At 45.4% G+C, this 17487-nt stretch carries 16 protein-coding genes and 1 tRNA gene; 9 read left to right on the top strand and 8 right to left on the bottom strand.

Annotated elements, in window-relative coordinates; all coding sequences use genetic code 11:
- Window positions 1–3 precede the first annotated feature (3 nt).
- On the top strand, window positions 4–684 hold the full coding sequence (locus tag ABDW33_RS18090) for a carbonic anhydrase family protein (RefSeq protein ID WP_343691491.1): 681 nt from the start codon (window positions 4–6) through the stop codon (window positions 682–684).
- A gap of 87 nt (window positions 685–771) precedes the next feature.
- On the opposite strand, the gene ABDW33_RS18085 is transcribed toward ABDW33_RS18090, so the two are convergent.
- The 3 genes from ABDW33_RS18085 to ABDW33_RS18075 are packed head-to-tail and all read right to left on the bottom strand — an operon-like array spanning window position 772 to window position 3979.
- Window positions 772–1905, bottom strand: a complete 1134-nt coding sequence (locus ABDW33_RS18085) for a methionine aminotransferase (protein ID WP_343691490.1) — start codon at window positions 1903–1905, stop codon at window positions 772–774.
- Window positions 1906–1908: 3 nt separating this feature from the next.
- Entirely contained in the window at window positions 1909–3000 is a 1092-nt protein-coding gene (locus tag ABDW33_RS18080) for a mannose-1-phosphate guanylyltransferase (protein WP_343691489.1), read from the bottom strand.
- A gap of 4 nt (window positions 3001–3004) precedes the next feature.
- On the bottom strand, window positions 3005–3979 hold the full coding sequence (locus ABDW33_RS18075; RefSeq protein WP_343691488.1) for a KpsF/GutQ family sugar-phosphate isomerase: 975 nt from the start codon (window positions 3977–3979) through the stop codon (window positions 3005–3007).
- Window positions 3980–4273: 294 nt separating this feature from the next.
- Here ABDW33_RS18075 and recQ point away from each other — a divergent pair, with 294 nt between their 5' ends.
- The 3 genes from recQ to ABDW33_RS18060 all read left to right on the top strand — a co-directional run bounded on the left by recQ (window position 4274) and on the right by ABDW33_RS18060 (window position 7407).
- On the top strand, window positions 4274–6475 hold the full coding sequence (gene recQ / locus ABDW33_RS18070; protein ID WP_343691487.1) for a DNA helicase RecQ: 2202 nt from the start codon (window positions 4274–4276) through the stop codon (window positions 6473–6475).
- A 10-nt stretch (window positions 6476–6485) separates the two neighbouring features.
- Window positions 6486–7259: a DUF3050 domain-containing protein gene (locus tag ABDW33_RS18065; RefSeq protein WP_343691486.1), complete on the top strand. Its 774-nt coding sequence runs from the start codon at window positions 6486–6488 to the stop codon at window positions 7257–7259.
- 75 nt (window positions 7260–7334) lie between these two features.
- A tRNA-Phe gene (locus tag ABDW33_RS18060) sits at window positions 7335–7407 on the top strand.
- Window positions 7408–7878: 471 nt separating this feature from the next.
- Here ABDW33_RS18060 and ABDW33_RS18055 read toward each other — a convergent pair.
- The 5 genes from ABDW33_RS18055 to rpiA all read right to left on the bottom strand — a co-directional run bounded on the left by ABDW33_RS18055 (window position 7879) and on the right by rpiA (window position 11992).
- Window positions 7879–8580, bottom strand: a complete 702-nt coding sequence (locus ABDW33_RS18055) for a class I SAM-dependent methyltransferase (protein WP_343691485.1) — start codon at window positions 8578–8580, stop codon at window positions 7879–7881.
- 21 nt (window positions 8581–8601) lie between these two features.
- Window positions 8602–8964, bottom strand: coding sequence for a DUF1304 domain-containing protein (locus ABDW33_RS18050; RefSeq protein WP_343691484.1), 363 nt, complete (start codon window positions 8962–8964; stop codon window positions 8602–8604).
- 16 nt (window positions 8965–8980) lie between these two features.
- The gene (locus tag ABDW33_RS18045; RefSeq protein ID WP_343691483.1) at window positions 8981–9814 is read right to left on the bottom strand and encodes a sulfurtransferase; all 834 of its coding nucleotides are present in this window, start codon (window positions 9812–9814) and stop codon (window positions 8981–8983) included.
- A gap of 909 nt (window positions 9815–10723) precedes the next feature.
- Entirely contained in the window at window positions 10724–11278 is a 555-nt protein-coding gene (locus tag ABDW33_RS18040; RefSeq protein ID WP_343691482.1) for an isoprenylcysteine carboxylmethyltransferase family protein, read from the bottom strand.
- Between the two features lie 39 nt (window positions 11279–11317).
- Window positions 11318–11992 carry a ribose-5-phosphate isomerase RpiA gene (rpiA, locus tag ABDW33_RS18035; RefSeq protein WP_343691481.1) on the bottom strand — a complete coding sequence of 225 codons (675 nt, stop codon included), beginning with the start codon at window positions 11990–11992 and terminating at the stop codon, window positions 11318–11320.
- Between the two features lie 77 nt (window positions 11993–12069).
- Here rpiA and ABDW33_RS18030 point away from each other — a divergent pair, with 77 nt between their 5' ends.
- Genes ABDW33_RS18030 through ABDW33_RS18010 form a run of 5 tightly spaced genes read left to right on the top strand, consistent with a single transcriptional unit; the run spans window position 12070 to window position 17484 of the window.
- Window positions 12070–13368 (top strand): MFS transporter, encoded by a 1299-nt coding sequence (locus ABDW33_RS18030; RefSeq protein ID WP_343691480.1) that lies wholly within the window; start codon window positions 12070–12072, stop codon window positions 13366–13368.
- A 36-nt stretch (window positions 13369–13404) separates the two neighbouring features.
- The gene (locus ABDW33_RS18025; protein WP_343691479.1) at window positions 13405–14319 is read left to right on the top strand and encodes a carotenoid biosynthesis protein; all 915 of its coding nucleotides are present in this window, start codon (window positions 13405–13407) and stop codon (window positions 14317–14319) included.
- Window positions 14320–14339: 20 nt separating this feature from the next.
- Complete coding sequence (locus ABDW33_RS18020; protein WP_343691478.1) at window positions 14340–14678, top strand: hypothetical protein; 339 nt, start codon at window positions 14340–14342, stop codon at window positions 14676–14678.
- Window positions 14679–14695: 17 nt separating this feature from the next.
- On the top strand, window positions 14696–15991 hold the full coding sequence (locus ABDW33_RS18015) for an SWIM zinc finger family protein (RefSeq protein ID WP_343691477.1): 1296 nt from the start codon (window positions 14696–14698) through the stop codon (window positions 15989–15991).
- Between the two features lie 17 nt (window positions 15992–16008).
- Window positions 16009–17484, top strand: coding sequence for a DUF5691 domain-containing protein (locus ABDW33_RS18010; RefSeq protein WP_343691476.1), 1476 nt, complete (start codon window positions 16009–16011; stop codon window positions 17482–17484).
- Window positions 17485–17487: the final 3 nt, after the last annotated feature.

Raw genomic sequence — 17487 nt, 5'->3', positions numbered from 1 at the left:
AGAATGAAAACGTTAAATAAATCTCTGCAAGACAAACTGACACCAGCAACTACACTGGAACTCCTGAAAAATGGTAACGCTCGCTTCGTGGAAAACCTCCGCCTGCACCGTGACCACCTGGAGCAGATTAACGAAACCCGCGATGGTCAATGGCCGATGGCTGCCATTGTAAGCTGTATGGACTCCCGCACTTCTGCTGAACTGATCTTTGATCAGGGCCTTGGAGACATCTTCAGTATCCGTCTGGCCGGAGCTGTGATCTCCGAAAACGTACTGGGTAGCCTGGAATATGCCTGTAAAGTAGCTGGCTCCAAGTTCATCGTAGTACTGGGTCACAGCAAATGTGGCGCGATAAAAGGTGCTTGCGACAAAGTAGAAATGGGTAACCTGACTGCCCTGCTCGGTAAAATCACCCCCGCCGTGTATGCAGAAAAGACAATTACAGAAGACAGAACCTCCGCCAATCCTGCTTTCGTGGATGCTGTTACGCACATCCATACAGAACGTTCTGTACAGGCTATTATGGAGCAAAGTCATATCTTACGCGAAATGATTCTCAATGGAGAAGTAGGTATTATCGGAGCCATGTATGATGTCGAAACCGGCGTAGTGACCTTCCTGGAAAATACACTGATTATTGGAGAGGAAGTAGCAAAGGAGAAACTGGAACCTGTGACTGTGTAAGACAAGCCCTGCTTGTAGTCATATACAAAGGAGAAGCCGCTCTGATTACAGGGCGGCTTTTTTATCTTTCATGGCCTGCGGCCAGTCTTAAATCTTTCTCAGGCGCTCAACCGCCTTCTCAAGTGTTTCGTTCTTTTTCGCAAAACAGAACCGAACTACATGATCATCCTTCCCCTCTTCATAAAAGGCAGATACCGGAATACTCGCAACCCCGAACTCTTTAGTGATCCGGATGGCAAAGTCCTTATCCCCCTCATCAGAAATACGATCATATTTCATTAGCTGGAAATAGCTCCCTGAAGATTGCAATGGTGTAAACCGGGTATCTTTCATAAGTGACAGGAAGTGATCTCTCTTCTCCTGAAAAAATGCCGGCAACCCCAGATAATGATCCGGTGTTTGCAGGAATTTAGCCAACCCATATTGCATAGGTGTATTCACAGAGAAACAAAGGTATTGATGCACTTTTCTATACTCAGCCATCAGGTGAGCCGGTGCCACACAGTAGCCCATTTTCCACCCTGTAATATGAAATACCTTCCCAAACGAGAAAGTAACAAAGCTGTTTTTGCGTAAAGCTGGATAGCGCAATATGCTCAGGTGTTCCTTACCATCGTATACGAGGTGCTCATATACTTCGTCAGAAAGAATGAGGATATTATGTTCCGCCACCAGTTTTTCCAATTCGGCAATGTCATTCGCTGTAAGAATACTGCCTGTAGGATTGTGCGGCGTATTCAGCATGATCATTTTAGTACGGGTCGTGATCTTGCTCCTTACCAGTGACCAGTCTATATGATAGTCAGGAAATGAAAGCGGAATGCGCACCGGTATACCACCATTCACTAATACATTAGGAATGTAGCTGTCGTAAGCGGGTTCAAAAATGATCACCTCATCGCCAGGGCTGATCACAGTGGCAATAGCAGTGAAAATGGCATATGTACCTCCTGGTGTTACAGTGATTTCTGTGTCTGCGTTCACGGTTTGTCCGTAGAGTAGATGGATTTTTTCGGCAATTGCCTCGCGCAGGGGCATAATACCCGGCATGGGAGCATATTGATTAAAACCATCTTCCATAGCCTCGTTTACCAGGTGCTTCAGGGTATCGTTACAATCAAAATCAGGAAAACCCTGCGACAGGTTGATGGCAGCATGCTGCACAGCAAGGCCCGACATGACCGTGAAGATCGTCGTTCCTACATTGGGTAATTTAGACATATCTTAAAGGTACTTCTCTCCTTTGTTGCGCTTTACCTCCGCGACATACTCTTTAATCGCCTGCTCATTGTCTTTACGGCAGATCAGCAATACATCGTTGGTATCTACCACAATGAACTCATCGAGGCCCTGTACAACCAGCAACTTCTCGTGTGGCGCCCTTACCATACAGTTTGTCGCATCTATCATCATCACGTTTTTCCCTTGAATGGCATTGCCAGCATCGTCCCTTTCCAGGTTCTCGTAGGCAGAAGCCCAGGTACCCAGGTCACTCCAGCCGAAATTGGCGGGAATCACATAGACGTTGTCCGCCTTTTCCATAATACCATAGTCAATAGAAATATTGGTACACTGAGGATAGATGGTTTCAATCGCCTTTCTCTCCCCGGGTGTGTTCAACGCAGCACTGTATTGTTCAAAAAGCTCGTCTACCTCTGGCAGGTACGTCTTCAGGGCGGCGAGAATAGTTTTCACGTTCCACACGAAGATCCCGGCGTTCCATAGGAAGTCGCCACTCTGTATAAAGGTCCTGGCCAGTTCTGAATTAGGCTTCTCTGTGAAAGTCTTAACAGGGTATACATTATCTGCTACCTGCTGGGTTTCAAACTGGATATACCCATATCCTGTATCAGGACGGGTAGGTTTAATACCCAGGGTTACCAGTGCACTGTGTTTCTGTACGAACATCAGCGCATTGAGGCAGGTACTGGTAAATGCAGTCGCATCCATGATGAGGTGATCGGCCGGCGCACAGATAATGTTTGCCTTGGGGTCCTGTCCATAGATCTTGTGCGAAATATATGCAATGCAGGGCGCAGTGTTCTTACGGGATGGCTCACTGACAATATTGTCAAAGACCACATCCGGCAGTTGTTCCTTCACCTTGCCAATATAATGCTGGTGCGTAACTACAAAAATGTTTTCCCGTGGAATAAACTGGGAGAATCGCTCATATGTCCATTGCAGAAGGCTCTTCCCCGTATTCAATATATCGAGGAATTGCTTGGGATAGTCAGTACGGCTATAAGGCCAGAACCGGCTACCAATACCTCCGGCCATAATGGCCACATAAAAATGCCTGTTCACGTAAGTCATCGTGTCAAATAATTCCTTCCCGGATTAAATCATGTAAATGAATAATACCTATATACTTCTTGTCATCCAGCACTAACAACTGGGTAATATCATGTTGTCTCATCAACTCCAGGGCATTTACAGCCAATTCTTCACATTGAATTGTTTTGGGGTGGCGAGACATAATATCACTGGCAGTCACATTGTCAGTTGACATACTCTTTTCCAGCATTCGGCGCAGATCACCATCTGTGATAATCCCGCTAAGTTGCTCATCGCTATCTAAAACGGCTGTTACCCCCAGCATGCCGGAACTAATAGCCACTATTACATTCTTCAATGAACTATCCAGGTAAACCTTTGGTGCATCGTGCTGTCGGCATAGGTCCAATACCTTGAGATACAATTTTTTACCAAGTGTACCTCCGGGATGGAATTTTGCAAAATCAGCAGCCGTAAAACCATGCCATTCTATTAAACACACAGCCAGCGCATCCCCCATTGCCAATTGGGCAGTGGTGCTCGTGGTGGGCGCCAGGTTATTTGGACAGGCTTCCTGTTCAACAGTCGTATTTAATAAAAAATCCGCTTCCCGGGCAAGATAAGATTCAACATTACCAGTCATGGCAATCAGCTTGTTGCCAAAACTTTTGACCAATGGTACCAATACCTTAATCTCCGGCGAATTACCGCTTTTCGAAATACAGAGGATAACATCTTCATCCCGGATCATACCCAGATCCCCATGAATCGCATCAGCTGCATGCATATATAGGGCGGGTGTACCTGTAGAATTAAGTGTAGCTACAATTTTCTGGCCAATGATAGCGCTCTTGCCTATACCAGTGATGACCACCCGGCCCTTACAACCGGCTATAAGTGCCACCGACTGCTCAAAGTCAGCATTGATAAACTTTTGAAGATGGTCTATCGCCGCAGCTTCAACCTGAAGTGTCCTTTTTGCTATAGCTGCTATATTAATATCCGTTCTGTTTTTCATGAGCACTGCAAAGTTAACCAGTATTAGGGAGAAACAGTCCTATACATGGACTTATTTTCTAATGAGTTGTGCCGAATCATTCCACTTTCCCTCTCCCGTCATATCTGCCGCAGCCCCTACCTGCTGGCCCTGCTGTGAAATCGCATGCCAAACCAGTACTGTACCTCATTTGGCATAAATTTAATTGGGGGTCAATGCAATTTTAGTTAACTTCGTGTCCCCTAAAAAACACATAAACAATATCCATAATTTGTTACTTTCTTTAGAGTTTATTTGTTTTAAATTTTGAATGCAATGGCTGTTGTAAAGGTAAGTTTGATAGATGCATTACGGGAACATTTTGGATTCGATTCTTTTAAAGGGAATCAGGAAATTATCATTAAAAGCATTCTTGCCCGCAAAGATACTTTTGTCATTATGCCAACCGGCGGAGGGAAATCCCTTTGCTATCAGCTTCCGGCATTAATGAGTCCAGGATGTGCTCTGATCGTCTCTCCGCTCATAGCTTTAATGAAAAACCAGGTAGATCTAGTTCGCTCCTACAGTAGCAAGGATAATGTAGCGCATTTTCTGAACTCTACCCTTTCTAAAGCTCAAATCAAGAAAGTAAGAACCGATCTCCTCTCCGGAAAAACCAAAATGTTATACGTAGCACCGGAAACATTGACCAAGGCTGAAAACCTGGAGTTTTTCAAGGAACTGGACATCTCTTTTATAGCAGTGGACGAAGCCCACTGTATCTCGGAGTGGGGCCATGACTTCCGCCCCGAATATCGCCGCCTCAAGGAAATGATTGAAATGATCAATGCCGATCTGCCAATCATTGCCCTTACCGCTACCGCGACTCCTAAAGTACAAAGCGATATTGTCAAAAACCTGGGCCTTCGCAATCCCGAGGTATACCTCTCCTCTTTTAACAGGCCAAATCTCTATTACGAAATCCGCCCGAAAAGGAAGAAAGAACAAACCATTCGCGAAATCGTTAAGTTTATTCACCAGCATAAAGGTAAAAGCGGGATCATTTATACACTGAACCGTAAAACCACCGAAGAACTGGCAGATATGCTCACCGCTAATAATATTAAAGCAGTAGCTTATCATGCAGGTCTGGATGCCGGCACCCGCGCTCAACGTCAGGACATGTTCCTGCACGAAGAATGTGAAGTGATCGTAGCCACCATCGCCTTCGGTATGGGTATCGATAAACCAGATGTTCGCTTCGTTATACACTACAACATTCCCAAGAGCCTGGAAAACTATTACCAGGAAACCGGCCGCGCCGGTCGTGATGGACTGGAAGGTATCTGTGTCTGCTTCTACTCCTACAAGGACGTACAGAAACTGGAACACCTGATGCGCGACAAGCCACTCAGCGAAAGGGAAATGGGCGCCCAGCTCATCAACGAAACCGTTGCCTACGCTGAAAGCTCCGCCTGCCGTCGAAAAGTGATCCTCCACTACTTCGGAGAGAAGTACGAAGAAGGTCAATGTAATGGCGCCTGCGACAACTGCCGCAATCCAAAAGAGAAAATTGAAGTAAAGAACCGCGTAGTTATTGTTCTCAAAGCCATCCAGTCCCTGGAAGAGCGCTTTGGCACCGACTACGTTGTCAATATTATCACTGGCAAGATTAACCCGCAGATCACCACCTATGGTCACAACCAGCTGGAAGTGTTCGGCGAGGGTAAAGAATTCGATGCGCACTTCTGGAACTCCCTCATCCGTCAAATGATGCTGGAAGACCTGATAGCCAAAGATATCGAAGAATATGGCCTGCTAAAGATCACTGATAAGGGTAAAAAGTTCCTCAAGACACCTTACTCTATCATGGTCTCACTCAACCACCAATTTGAAGAAGAAGGCAATGAAGAAGACGAAGTAGCAGCCGAAGCCCAGGCCTCCGCCGATCCCGTACTCTTCGAAATGCTAAAAGAACTGCGCAAAAAAGTAGCAAAAGAAAAAAACTTACCTCCTTTTGTTATCTTCCTTGAAACCTCCCTCGAGGATATGGCTACCCAGTACCCCACTACCGTACAGGAACTGGAAAAGATCCAGGGTGTGAGCAAAGGAAAAGCAATTCGCTATGGCAAACAGTTCGTCGATGTCATCTCTAAATACGTAGAGGAAAATGATATCGTCAAACCGGACGATTTCGTCATGAAAAGCGTTGTAAACAAAAGTGGTCTGAAAGTATTCATTATCCAGAATATCGATAAAAAAATGCCGCTGGAAACCATTGCCCGCAACAAGGAACTCACTATTCCCCAATTGCTGGATGAAATGGAAACCATTGTGGCAAGCGGTACCAAGCTCAATCTTGACTATTGCCTTGACGAAGAACTGGACGACTACGCCCAGGACGAGATCATGGAATACTTCAAAGGCTGCGAGACCTCCAGTCTGGCACTGGCCCGCGAAGAACTTATCGACAGCGACTACACCATTGAACAATTGAAATTGATGCGTATTAAGTTCCTTGTTGTATACGGGAACTAAAAAAACAATTATGGGACATGATTTGATCAGGGCCGCCATTGCGCCTGTACGGGAGAAAATTATTCAGCATCCGTTATATCATGAAATGCAACGCATGGAAGACATCAGGTCTTTTATGCAGTACCATATCTTCGCTGTATGGGATTTCATGTCACTCCTGAAATCACTGCAACGCAACCTTACCTGTACCAACCTGCCATGGGTACCTGTAGGAAGCGCAGCTACCCGCTTTCTAATCAATGAGATCGTAACCGGAGAAGAGAGTGACATCGATCCGGACGGCAAGCGTGTAAGCCATTTCGAACTATACCTGGACGCCATGAAACAGGTGGGTGCCGATACTTCCGTAATGGAAAAAGCCCTGCTGTCTCTGCAAAAAGGTGTAGCCCTTGCTGATGTGATCAATACCTTCCCTCCTGCTGCAAAAGCTTTCGTTCAACATACATTTGACCTGATCGAAAAAGCACCGATCTATGTGCAGGCCGCTGTCTTCACCTTTGGCCGTGAAGACCTCATCCCAGATATGTTCGTAGCATTGGTAAACGATCTGGACAAGCAATTCCCAGGACAGATCAGCCTGTTTAAATACTATCTGGAACGCCATATTGAAGTGGATGGTGACCACCATAGCCACCTTGGAATGGAAATGGTACAGGAGCTTTGCGGTACAGATACCAGTAAATGGGAAGCAGCAGCTATCGCCTGCCGCGAAGCATTGGAACAGCGAAATGCACTATGGACAGGCATTCTGGAAGAAATTCGCGCAACTGCAATAATTTCTTAGAATAATATTTGGATTTTAAATTCATATTTTGTTATCTTTGCACTCCCTTCGAGAGAAGGACGTGAGTAAAGAGTTGGTGTGGTAGCTCAGTTGGTAGAGCAAAGGACTGAAAATCCTTGTGTCGCCGGTTCGATTCCGGCCCTCACCACAAAAAAAGCGATTACGAAAGTAGTCGCTTTTTTTTATGCCCATAAAGCCCATATCAAGGACCCCTTTTGTTCGCCGCTTGTTCGATGCTTGTTCGCCGCTTGTTCGATGCTTATTCGCCGCTTGTTCGATGCTTGTTCGATGCTTGTTCGATGCTTCTTCGATGCTTCTTCGACGCTTGTTCGATGCTTGTTCGATGCTTCTTCGACGCTTGTATATCCCAATCCCGATTCAATTACCTCCTTTCCCCAATTCAAATCCCATTTCTTAATATTAAGCCCCCGCAATTCAAAACAACAACCAACACCTTGTTTACAACATATCCATCCAACATCTCTTCAATATATCCTTCCTCATCCCCCTAACCAATACCACCCTATAACAACACTAATTCTTCCCATTTGCTACCTACAAAAGGATCCTTCCTAAAATTTAAAAGGCCATCTTTTCAGATGGCCCTTATATCAGTAGCTTACTTCTTCTTACAGACAACAATGTGATTCAAAAACGCATCATATCGTTTAGGCAAAATCCCGTTCAACACCATCACCCAGATATTCATCAAAGAAATAGTAACATTCGTTACCAGCTTTCTCAATGGCGGGAAAAAGTTCAACTTAGACAATATAGAACTATCCATATACGACATCCTGATCTGTGCCTGCGTCTGAACAGATGTACCCAGTTTTTCGTAATACACGATCTCAAATCCTTTACGCTCCAGCAAGCTCTTTAAACCATATGAAGTATAACGGCTGCAATCATTCGGAGCCTCGTGCTCAGCGATCAGAAACGGCATTGTAATCAGTATAGTACCACCCGGTTTCATCACCCTGTGCAGCTCAGAAATCATATCCTCAAGATTGAACACATGCTCAAATACTTCTGTCGACAATACACTGTCAAACGAATTGTCCTCCAGCGGCAATGTCAAACCATCGTAAAACACATCTATCTGCTCATTCTCATGACTATGCCCCTCGCCCTGAAAATCTACACCTATATATTCATCTACGTTAATCAGGGGCTTATAGGGTTTGCTACCGCAACCAAAGTCCAACATACGGCCATGAAGCACCTTAAAGTGTTTTTTAAGGTTCGTAATCAATAAATTACGCGTTATGTAGAACGACTGATTGATGGTCGGATTGAAATCTTTGCTTACATTTTTCATAGTGACACCAAAAATACATTTTTACGCCAACAAAGTAAGTATCAATCCGATCAATGCCGGCAAGCCCTGTACAAAGAAAATCTTCTTCGTCGCCGTCAGCGCACCATAAATACCAGCGATTACCACACAGCTCAAAAAGAACACAGCTATGTTCTTCTGCCATTCCGGATCACTGATAAAGAAAGACCAGATCAACCCGGCTGACAGGAAGCCATTGTACAACCCCTGGTTCGCTGCCAGCCCTTTCGTAGGCTTAAACAGCTCAGCAGGCAATTGTTTAAAAGTTCGCCTGCCTGCCGTCTCCCACGCAAACATCTCCATCCACAAAATGTACAGATGCTCGAGCGCGACCAGGCCTACAAAGATCTTCGCAATAATGACCATATCTTGTTGTTTTAATTTATGCTACAGGACGTTTAGGATCCGTAATCCATTCACTCCACGAACCTGCATACAGTTTAGGAATAGGATACCCAGCATATACTGACAGCAATACATTGTACGCCGCCGTTACACCAGAACCACAATAGAACACCACATTGCCTTTCGCAAATTCTTCTTTAAAATGCGCTTTGTATACCTCCGGTGCAGCCACACCTTCTGCTCCTATCTGCGCATTAAACGGCTTGGAAATAGCAGTAGGAATATGACCCGCTACAGGATCGATCGTTTCATTCTGACCTGCATATCTGTCAGCCGTTCTGCTATCGATCAGACAGGTATTACCCGCTTCTATTGCAGCCATTACTTCATTTACAGAAGCAAGCATACTATCATCAAAATGCGGAACAAACTGCCTGGGTTGCAATGGCATAATATCAGCCGTCAATGGATACCCCTGTGCAGCCCACACCCCCTTTCCTCCATTCAATACAGCGACCTTTTCATGCCCGGCCCAACGCAGTAACCACCACATTCTGGCGGCTGCCATAAAACCAGCTGTCGCATCATACACCACCACCTGCGTGTTTTCATCAATGCCCAGCTTAGAAAAGGTCTTTACCAAAGCCTCTTTTCTGGGTAACGGATGGCGACTGGTTTTCCCAGCTATAATTTCTCCAGACAGGTCAAAATGCAGATCTGCATATACCGCACCCGGAATGTGTGCTTTTTTATATTCTTCTACACCCCACTTTTTATCTGCCAGGGAATAACTGCAATCAACAAAAAGGAAATTGGAATCATGCAAATTCTCCAGCGCCTCTTTCGGCTGAATAAAGGTTGTATACTTCATGCCATCAGGATTTTATCAAAGTAAGGCAATAAAGCCGATAAATAGAAAAGAAAAAACAGTACATTATATCTGTTTTTATACCCCTTATTAGGTCTTCCCTCCATGATGTAAAATGCTTGTGGAAAATACCAGGCATTTACTATCATCGTAATAACTATTACAGATTCGCAGTTACTCCTTCCTGTTGGCAATAGCCGCGGCATGACGATGCAGTTGTACAGTAATGTGCTGTTTTCATTTATTATAAGAATGCAGAAGAACAGAGAAGATGCGGAAGAAGCCGAGCTTTATGAATACAGGAACAATTCTGTTAGGTGTAGGTGTGCTGATATTTTTATTTGCTATCAGATACCTTACTAACAAAGAAAGAATGTACATGATAGAAAAAGGTACCGTGCCTGACTTTAAAAATAAACAATGCTTTCAGGATCTTAGAAATTCGCTCATTCTGATTGGGGTCGGTACTGCGCATTGCTGGCATATTATATTGATCCGCCCCCCAGACATGACTTCTCCCCTGTTTATATTCGTTTGATCTCTATATTCGGAGGCATCGGTTTACCTGTAAGCTTTCTGATACAGAAAAAGTCTGCCGAATAATTTCTTTTGTTAACCCATTACTGTTTATCCATGAAATGATTATTTCCCGGAATTACATCTTCCGGAATAGCCACGTAATCAAGCGCTGCCAGCATATCATAGTTAAAGATAAATGCTTATTGGCTGTGATAGCAGCAGGCAGCGCGCATCTTCCTTCTGATGAAATAATATAAAGACCATCTCCCAGATCCCTGGTTCCAGCTAAAAAGTTGTTGAAATGCCGGGATAGTGGTTCGTTAGACTTGTCCGTCAGGAAAAGAAATGCATTTTTTATATTCGCAGGTTAACATCATGTATACCCGAATATACTCAGAATATAAAAGGAATCAAACGATACGTTTTCTGTCTGTAAATCCGGTACTCCTCTCCGAAGTTATTGATCAATACCCGTTCTTCTATATACATCCTGTACAAAAATGCAGCAGAGACAGGCAATACGGTTATCACAAAAGCAATGTAATTATTCATCGCAATACCATTGCCTATAAAAGATACCAGTGATCCCAGGTAAGAAGGATGCCGCAAGTATTTATACACACCATGTTGTACTATCCGATGATCTTCCCGGATCGTTACATCTACCGTAAAGTAATGTCCCAGCGTATAGATCGAATAGAACCGGAACAACATGCCTGATACAATCAGGGCTATTCCTATCTTAGGAAAATAAACATAGCTCGTGATCGGGGCAGCTGTATGTTCCGCTACATAAGATCCCAGCGGTAGCGTCGCCATAATCGTTACCCAGATCCAGAGCAATGATTTTCTGTCTGCTTTCTGTTTTTCCTGTGGACCAGAACGGAAAATGCGGTTCAGAAAGATCTCTGAAGCCAGCCAGATAGCGACAATAGTTGTGTATAGCATAAAGATGTAGGTTTTTCAATGGTCTGACGATCCGTTCCCTCAAATGGTTTTTACATCTCCATTTTCATAGGCAATAATCACAGTGGGTTTTAGATTCAGGAACAGTCCTGTTTCTACAACGCCAGTCAGCGCTTTTAATTGTTGATGGAGCAGCTCCGGTTCCCGGATCACCCCAAATGAACAATCTATAATGTAATTGCTGTTGTCTGTGATATATGGCTGATCGTCTTTCGTTCTGAGTGTTGGATACCCCTGCAGGGCCTGCAGTGTTTTGAATACCAGTTCCCAACCAAAAGGTACGACTTCTATCGGTAATGGAAACTTTCCAAGCGTCTTTACATATTTTCTTTCGTCACCTACTATCACACGGTGCCTGCTCGCCAGTGCCACAATTTTTTCCCTGAGCAGTGACCCGCCACCACCTTTTATCAGTTGTCCTTCCTCACTGATTTCATCTGCTCCATCAATATCCAGGTCCAGCTGCTGGATCTCGCTGAACGATGTGATGGGTATCCCCAGCGCCAGGGCCTGCTTTTCCGAAGCGATGGAAGTAGCCACTGCCTGAATATTTAACCCTTCCTTCACCATCTGACCAATCTTTTCGATCGCCCAGTATGCGGTAGATCCCGTTCCCAATCCTACCAGCATACCTGGTTGTACCAAAGCAGCCGCTTTTTCGCCGGCAGCTTTCTTCGCTTTTGTGATTGCATCCATGTATATGACTCTTTATATTTTAATGCTAGTGTACAGCAATATAAGCCTTATTTTTACGATCCACCTTACACCACTTTATGATTATCGACTCGCACAAGGGACCAATGACCACGCTTCTTCGCATCAGGGCTATCTTTACCGGTTCTGTCGGCAACCTCGTCGAATGGTACGACTGGTATGCCTATGCTGCATTTGCAATTTACTTTGCTCCCTCCTTTTTTCCCAAAGGGAATCCTACTGCTCAGCTACTCGATACCGCCGCCATCTTCGCCGTAGGTTTTCTCATGCGCCCGGTAGGTGGTTGGCTCTTTGGGACTATTGCTGATCGTACGGGTCGCAAAACTGCTATGACATTGTCAGTGTTGCTGATGTCATTGGGTAGCCTGCTTATAGCCATTGCCCCTACTTATCAGACTGCCGGTTTATTTTCCCCCGTATTATTATTGCTTGCAAGACTCCTGCAAGGACTGAGTGTAGGCGGAGAATATGGTACTTCTGCTACCTATCTTAGCGAGATTGCCACACCTGATAAAAGAGGATTCTACTCCAGCTTTCAATATGTAACTCTCATAGGTGGACAACTCGTTGCCCTGGGAGTGCAATTATTATTACAAAAAGTATTTCTTACCCCCGATCAGCTGCATGCCTGGGGATGGCGTATCCCCTTTGTGATCGGCGCCCTGCTCTCCCTTTTCGCACTCATCATCCGCCGCCATATGGAAGAGACAATCTCTGTAAAAAAAGGAGACGAAAAACGCGGCTCACTGAAAGTATTATTCAATGAGCATCCAAGAGCTATCCTCACAGTGGTAGGATTGACAATGGGCGGTACTTTAGCGTTTTATACCTACACCACCTATATGCAGAAATTCCTGGTAAATACGGTACACCTTACAAAAGAAAGATCAACCGTACTTACCTTCTGGCTCATGCTCATTTATGCCTGCATACAACCACTTTGCGGACTGCTGAGTGATAAGATAGGAAGGAAACCTTTACTGATTACCTTTGGGGTAGCCGGTACCCTATTTACAGTACCTATCCTGACTGCGGTAAGTCATGCGGATACCGAGACAACCGCTTTTCTCTTGTTACTATCCGCGTTGCTGATCGTGAGCGGGTATACTTCTATCAATGCAGTGGTAAAAGCTGAACTATTTCCCTCGAAAGTACGCGCTTTAGGTGTGGGCTTACCCTATGCATTGACAGTGGCAGTCTTTGGTGGTACTGCCGAATATATCGCATTGTACTGTAAGAAGATAGGGCATGAATCCTGGTATTACTGGTATGTGACCATCTGCGTTTTTATTTCTCTCGTGGTTTATGTGTTTTCGGGAGATACCAAAAAGACTTCGTACATGAATAAAGAACTATAAGCTTTTGGCCGCTGGCCATCCAAATTTTTGATATACATGAACCGTCCATTTGCCGATATGCCCTACGGCTATCCCCCCGCATACTGCTATCCCCTTACCGAGATATGCATGTACATTCTTTTTTTAATCTGCCTTTGGCACGCTTATAAACAAGGTGTCTCCAAACTGGCTTACCTGCTCGGTGGCTTTGGCTTTGGCCTTCTGCTGGAATACATCAATGTACGCGCGAACGCCGGTTATAAATATGGGCACTTCCTCCTCATGATCCGGGACATACCTGTAGGCATTGGCGCCGGCTGGGGTATCATCATGTATACCTCCCGCCTCATCACCGAAAGCATGCAACTACCCACCTGGCCGGCAGCCGCCATGGAAGCACTCCTTGCCCTCAGCATCGACTGGAGCATGGACGTTGTCGCTTACCGCCTCCATATGTGGCACTGGAACTGGGAAACCATCATCAATCCATCCGTAGCCCTCACCGCGCAATATTTCGGCGTACCATGGGGTAATTTTTACGGCTGGCTCTGCGTTGTATTCTTCTACTCTATATTTTCCCGGTACCTGGAAAAAACCCGCATCTGGAAAATAGCTATTCCCATACTCGCCATCCTCATTTCACAAGTAGCACTATATGTCACCCTTTTCCCCATATCTTTTTTCCTGAAAAATCATTTTAATATCCTGAGCGCAGATAAGCTGGTATTTACCCTCCTTTTCTTTGCGGTACTAACAGCAATAGGGATCATTAAAATGAAACGAAAACTATTCCATCTGCCCTTCATTACCTGGCTGGTGCCAGCATGGTTTCACATCTACTTTTTCTGCTGGCTCTTTCTCGGTGGATTTGCCAGTGAAAATACCTGGATGACATTCCTCAGCGTACTGAGCTTATTAGTAGGAACACTTATCCATTTGATATTGATTTTAAATACGAAATCCCGAACTTAGTGACCGCTAATTCATCAATCATGGAAAAGGAAACAAGGGCTCTTAAGATCAGCAAAATTGCAGCAAAATCGGCCATCCGTTTATTTGTCATTATCGTATTTGTCGGCGCACTCCCTTTTATTACAGGCGAACAACCCTGGAGTAAAAGATTGGAAAATTCCCACTTCGTCATCCCAAATAAACTCACCCTGATTGCACCTGCGCTGCTCTTCGCAGGACTGCTCACCCTCATCATCCTGGTGATCAAAAAGAAATACTCCGTTATTGATTACAACTGGCTGCTTGTACTGAATGCAGTCATCCTGCTGGCTTATATCGCTATGATCTACGTCCGGCTCTATTCGCTCATTTTTGTGTAAACATAATATTTACTCCATTGCTCCTGACAGAAGAACATGTAATAGGTTTAGCCCCGGACGACGCTTCCCGTAAAGCGGGAGCTGCATTGGCAAGTCCGGGAAAATGGGTAAGCAAAGGCGTCAACACGGACGCCTTATGGGGAGAATGCCAGGGTAGCGGGAGCAAACCGTATCAGACCCAGGTAGACATCGTAAACGTTGCCTTCAAATGTAGCTGCCCCAGTCGCAAATTTCCCTGCAAGCATGGTATTGGACTCATGCTCCTGTATGCCCGGCAAAAAGATACCTTCACCGACCATACACCTCCGGCCTGGGTAGATGAATGGCTATCTAAACGCGCTGAAAAAAAAGTCGGGAAAACAGAGAAACCGGTAGACGAAAATGCACAGGCAAAAAGACTACAGGCTCGCCAGCAAAAGGTAGCCGATGGCATCGCAGAACTTATGCGCTGGATAAAAGATATTGTTCGGCATGGCCTGCTGCAGATCCCGGAAAAAGGAGACGCCTACTGGGAAAATATGGCCAGAAGAATGGTCGATGCACAAGCCCCCGGCCTGGCAGGCATGGTACGCGCCTTGGGCGAAACCAACTTCTTCAGCGATGGCTGGCAAATCTCGTTTCTTGATCAGCTACTGCGCATCTACCTCGTGGTACAGGGATATACTCAAAGCGAAAACCTGGAAGAACCCTTACAACAGGAACTTCGCACTCTCATCGGTTTTACGCAGAATCAGGAAGCACTCAAACAGCAGACAGGTATCAAAGACAACTGGCTGGTACTGAGCAAACAAACCACTGAAGAAGAGAACCTGATCACAGAGCGCTACTGGCTGTATGGACAACAATGCAAAAAATCCGCACTGGTTCTGCAGTTTTTTGTAAAAAACCAGTCAAGACCTGAAGTGCTCATTACGCCCGGCATTGCGCTACAGGGGGAACTCGTATTCTTCCCCTCTCCCACACCACTCAGAGCCATCATCAAATTTCCTGTCTCCAATATCTCCCTGCCCGAAGTTACAGGTATGGAAGGATGGGCCCAGGTTACAGATACCGAAACGGCACTGTACGAACAGATGCCCGTGCGCAGTGAAAGACCCTACATCGTACAGCAACTCACCCCTGTACAACATAATCTGCAATGGTGGCTCAAAGACCAGGAAGAACGACTGATGCCACTGAAAACCGGCTACTCAAACATCTGGAGGCTCCTCGCCCTGAGTGGTGGGAAGCCATTGAAAATGGCGCTGCTCGGAAAAGAACAACAATATGAACCTTTAGGCGCCTGGCATAACGGCTCTTATAAACTATTGTAACCGCGGGACAAAAACTTATGTGGAATAATATTGTTAACACCGTCCTGTTAGGAACAGGCAAAAAGCAACTACGCAAAGACGATCTTCCCCCTGCACTATCCGCTGTGGCAGATACCGTACTGGGAGATAAATCTCTGGATGTGGAAACACAGTTTCTACACCTGGCCGCCCTGGCGCTCAACTACCGCCAGAGCGGTGTCACTTCACTACAGGATAGCAGCGTTTCACTGGAAGCTGCTCCTGAAGAAATACTTCCTTATTGTAGTCCTGCTGCATGGCAGGCCTTATACACCGCCATTGATATGGGTCTTCAGGCGCTCATCCTCTATTGGATGGAAGCCTGCGCTGCCGCTCAGCAACTGGCCCCTCCTGAGTTTATTCCTACCCTGCTGGATATGTCTATCAAGGAAAAACAATGGCGAAATCTGGCGATCATCGTTTGTGGGAAAAGAGGCGAATGGCTCGGCCAGTTCAATCCTGCATGGGCTTTCAAAAGGTCAGATACGGCAGCAGAACGCTGGCAGACCGGCTCTCTTGAAGAACGTAAACAGGTACTCTCTTCCCTGAGACAGGATGATCCTGCACTGGCCAGAGAATGGCTGCAACAGACCTGGCCGCTGGAAAACGCGGCTACCCGTGCCGAACTTCTGAAAATATTGCAAATCAATGCAAATGAAGAAGATGTTCCCTGGCTGGAAACACTACTCACAGACAAAAGTTCAAAAGTAAAAGACGAAGCCTGGACCCTGCTCAAGCAATTACCAACGTCTGCTATCATTCAGGCCTATTGGCAACTACTGCAACAAAGCATTATCCCCGCTAAAAAAGGATTGCTGAATAAAAAGTCGCTGGATATTTCATTGCAACTTCCCTCTGATAAACGGATTGCGGATTCAGGGATACAGTTATTGAGCAGCTCCAAAAGCGTGAGTGACGACGCTTTCATTCTCTATCAGCTCACGACCTATGTTCCCCCGGTATGGTGGGAAGGTTATCTGCAAACAGATAAAAAGGGCGTACTCTCCTATTTCAACAATACAGAGCTCACTCAACAATTCATACAGGCATTGGGCTTAGCTGCTATCCGCTTCAAAGACCAGGAATGGTTACAACTGATCCTGAAAGAAAGTAAAGACTTCTTCAAAGATGCACTCGAAGCACTACCCGTTCACGAACAGGAAGCTTATGTACTCAGATTCTTTGAAAAAGAACCTCAGTTTATGATCCGCTTCCTCAGCGAACGTAATTATGAATGGAGCCTGCCTGTTACCAGGGAATTATTCAGATGGATTGCAAAAAATCCTTACCAGTACAATCGCAATTTCTTTGACAAACAGGTGCAGAACATCCCCTTATCGATCGGCGGTGAACTGGAAAGCTTCACCCCTGAACTCCCTGCCTATCAGGCGACGTGGAAGAACACATCGGAACACATCAAAAGATTATTGACCTGCAAGGCAGCCATCAATAAAGCTTTCTCAAATACAAAATGATCA

It is taken from the genome of Chitinophaga sp. (assembly GCF_039596155.1).
Taxonomy (GTDB): Bacteria; Bacteroidota; Bacteroidia; order Chitinophagales; family Chitinophagaceae; genus Chitinophaga.
Note: the sequence above shows the minus strand (reverse complement) of the source record. Positions and strands in the feature narration are given on the sequence as shown.

Coding starts and splice junctions, on each gene's coding strand:
- ABDW33_RS18090 (WP_343691491.1), top strand. CDS start 4: ATGAAAACGTTAAATAAATCTCTGCAAGACAAACTGACACCAGCAACT.
- ABDW33_RS18085 (WP_343691490.1), bottom strand. CDS start 1,905: ATGTCTAAATTACCCAATGTAGGAACGACGATCTTCACGGTCATGTCG.
- ABDW33_RS18080 (WP_343691489.1), bottom strand. CDS start 3,000: ATGACTTACGTGAACAGGCATTTTTATGTGGCCATTATGGCCGGAGGT.
- ABDW33_RS18075 (WP_343691488.1), bottom strand. CDS start 3,979: ATGAAAAACAGAACGGATATTAATATAGCAGCTATAGCAAAAAGGACA.
- recQ (WP_343691487.1), top strand. CDS start 4,274: ATGGCTGTTGTAAAGGTAAGTTTGATAGATGCATTACGGGAACATTTT.
- ABDW33_RS18065 (WP_343691486.1), top strand. CDS start 6,486: ATGGGACATGATTTGATCAGGGCCGCCATTGCGCCTGTACGGGAGAAA.
- ABDW33_RS18055 (WP_343691485.1), bottom strand. CDS start 8,580: ATGAAAAATGTAAGCAAAGATTTCAATCCGACCATCAATCAGTCGTTC.
- ABDW33_RS18050 (WP_343691484.1), bottom strand. CDS start 8,964: ATGGTCATTATTGCGAAGATCTTTGTAGGCCTGGTCGCGCTCGAGCAT.
- ABDW33_RS18045 (WP_343691483.1), bottom strand. CDS start 9,814: ATGAAGTATACAACCTTTATTCAGCCGAAAGAGGCGCTGGAGAATTTG.
- ABDW33_RS18040 (WP_343691482.1), bottom strand. CDS start 11,278: ATGCTATACACAACTATTGTCGCTATCTGGCTGGCTTCAGAGATCTTT.
- rpiA (WP_343691481.1), bottom strand. CDS start 11,992: ATGGATGCAATCACAAAAGCGAAGAAAGCTGCCGGCGAAAAAGCGGCT.
- ABDW33_RS18030 (WP_343691480.1), top strand. CDS start 12,070: ATGATTATCGACTCGCACAAGGGACCAATGACCACGCTTCTTCGCATC.
- ABDW33_RS18025 (WP_343691479.1), top strand. CDS start 13,405: ATGAACCGTCCATTTGCCGATATGCCCTACGGCTATCCCCCCGCATAC.
- ABDW33_RS18020 (WP_343691478.1), top strand. CDS start 14,340: ATGGAAAAGGAAACAAGGGCTCTTAAGATCAGCAAAATTGCAGCAAAA.
- ABDW33_RS18010 (WP_343691476.1), top strand. CDS start 16,009: ATGTGGAATAATATTGTTAACACCGTCCTGTTAGGAACAGGCAAAAAG.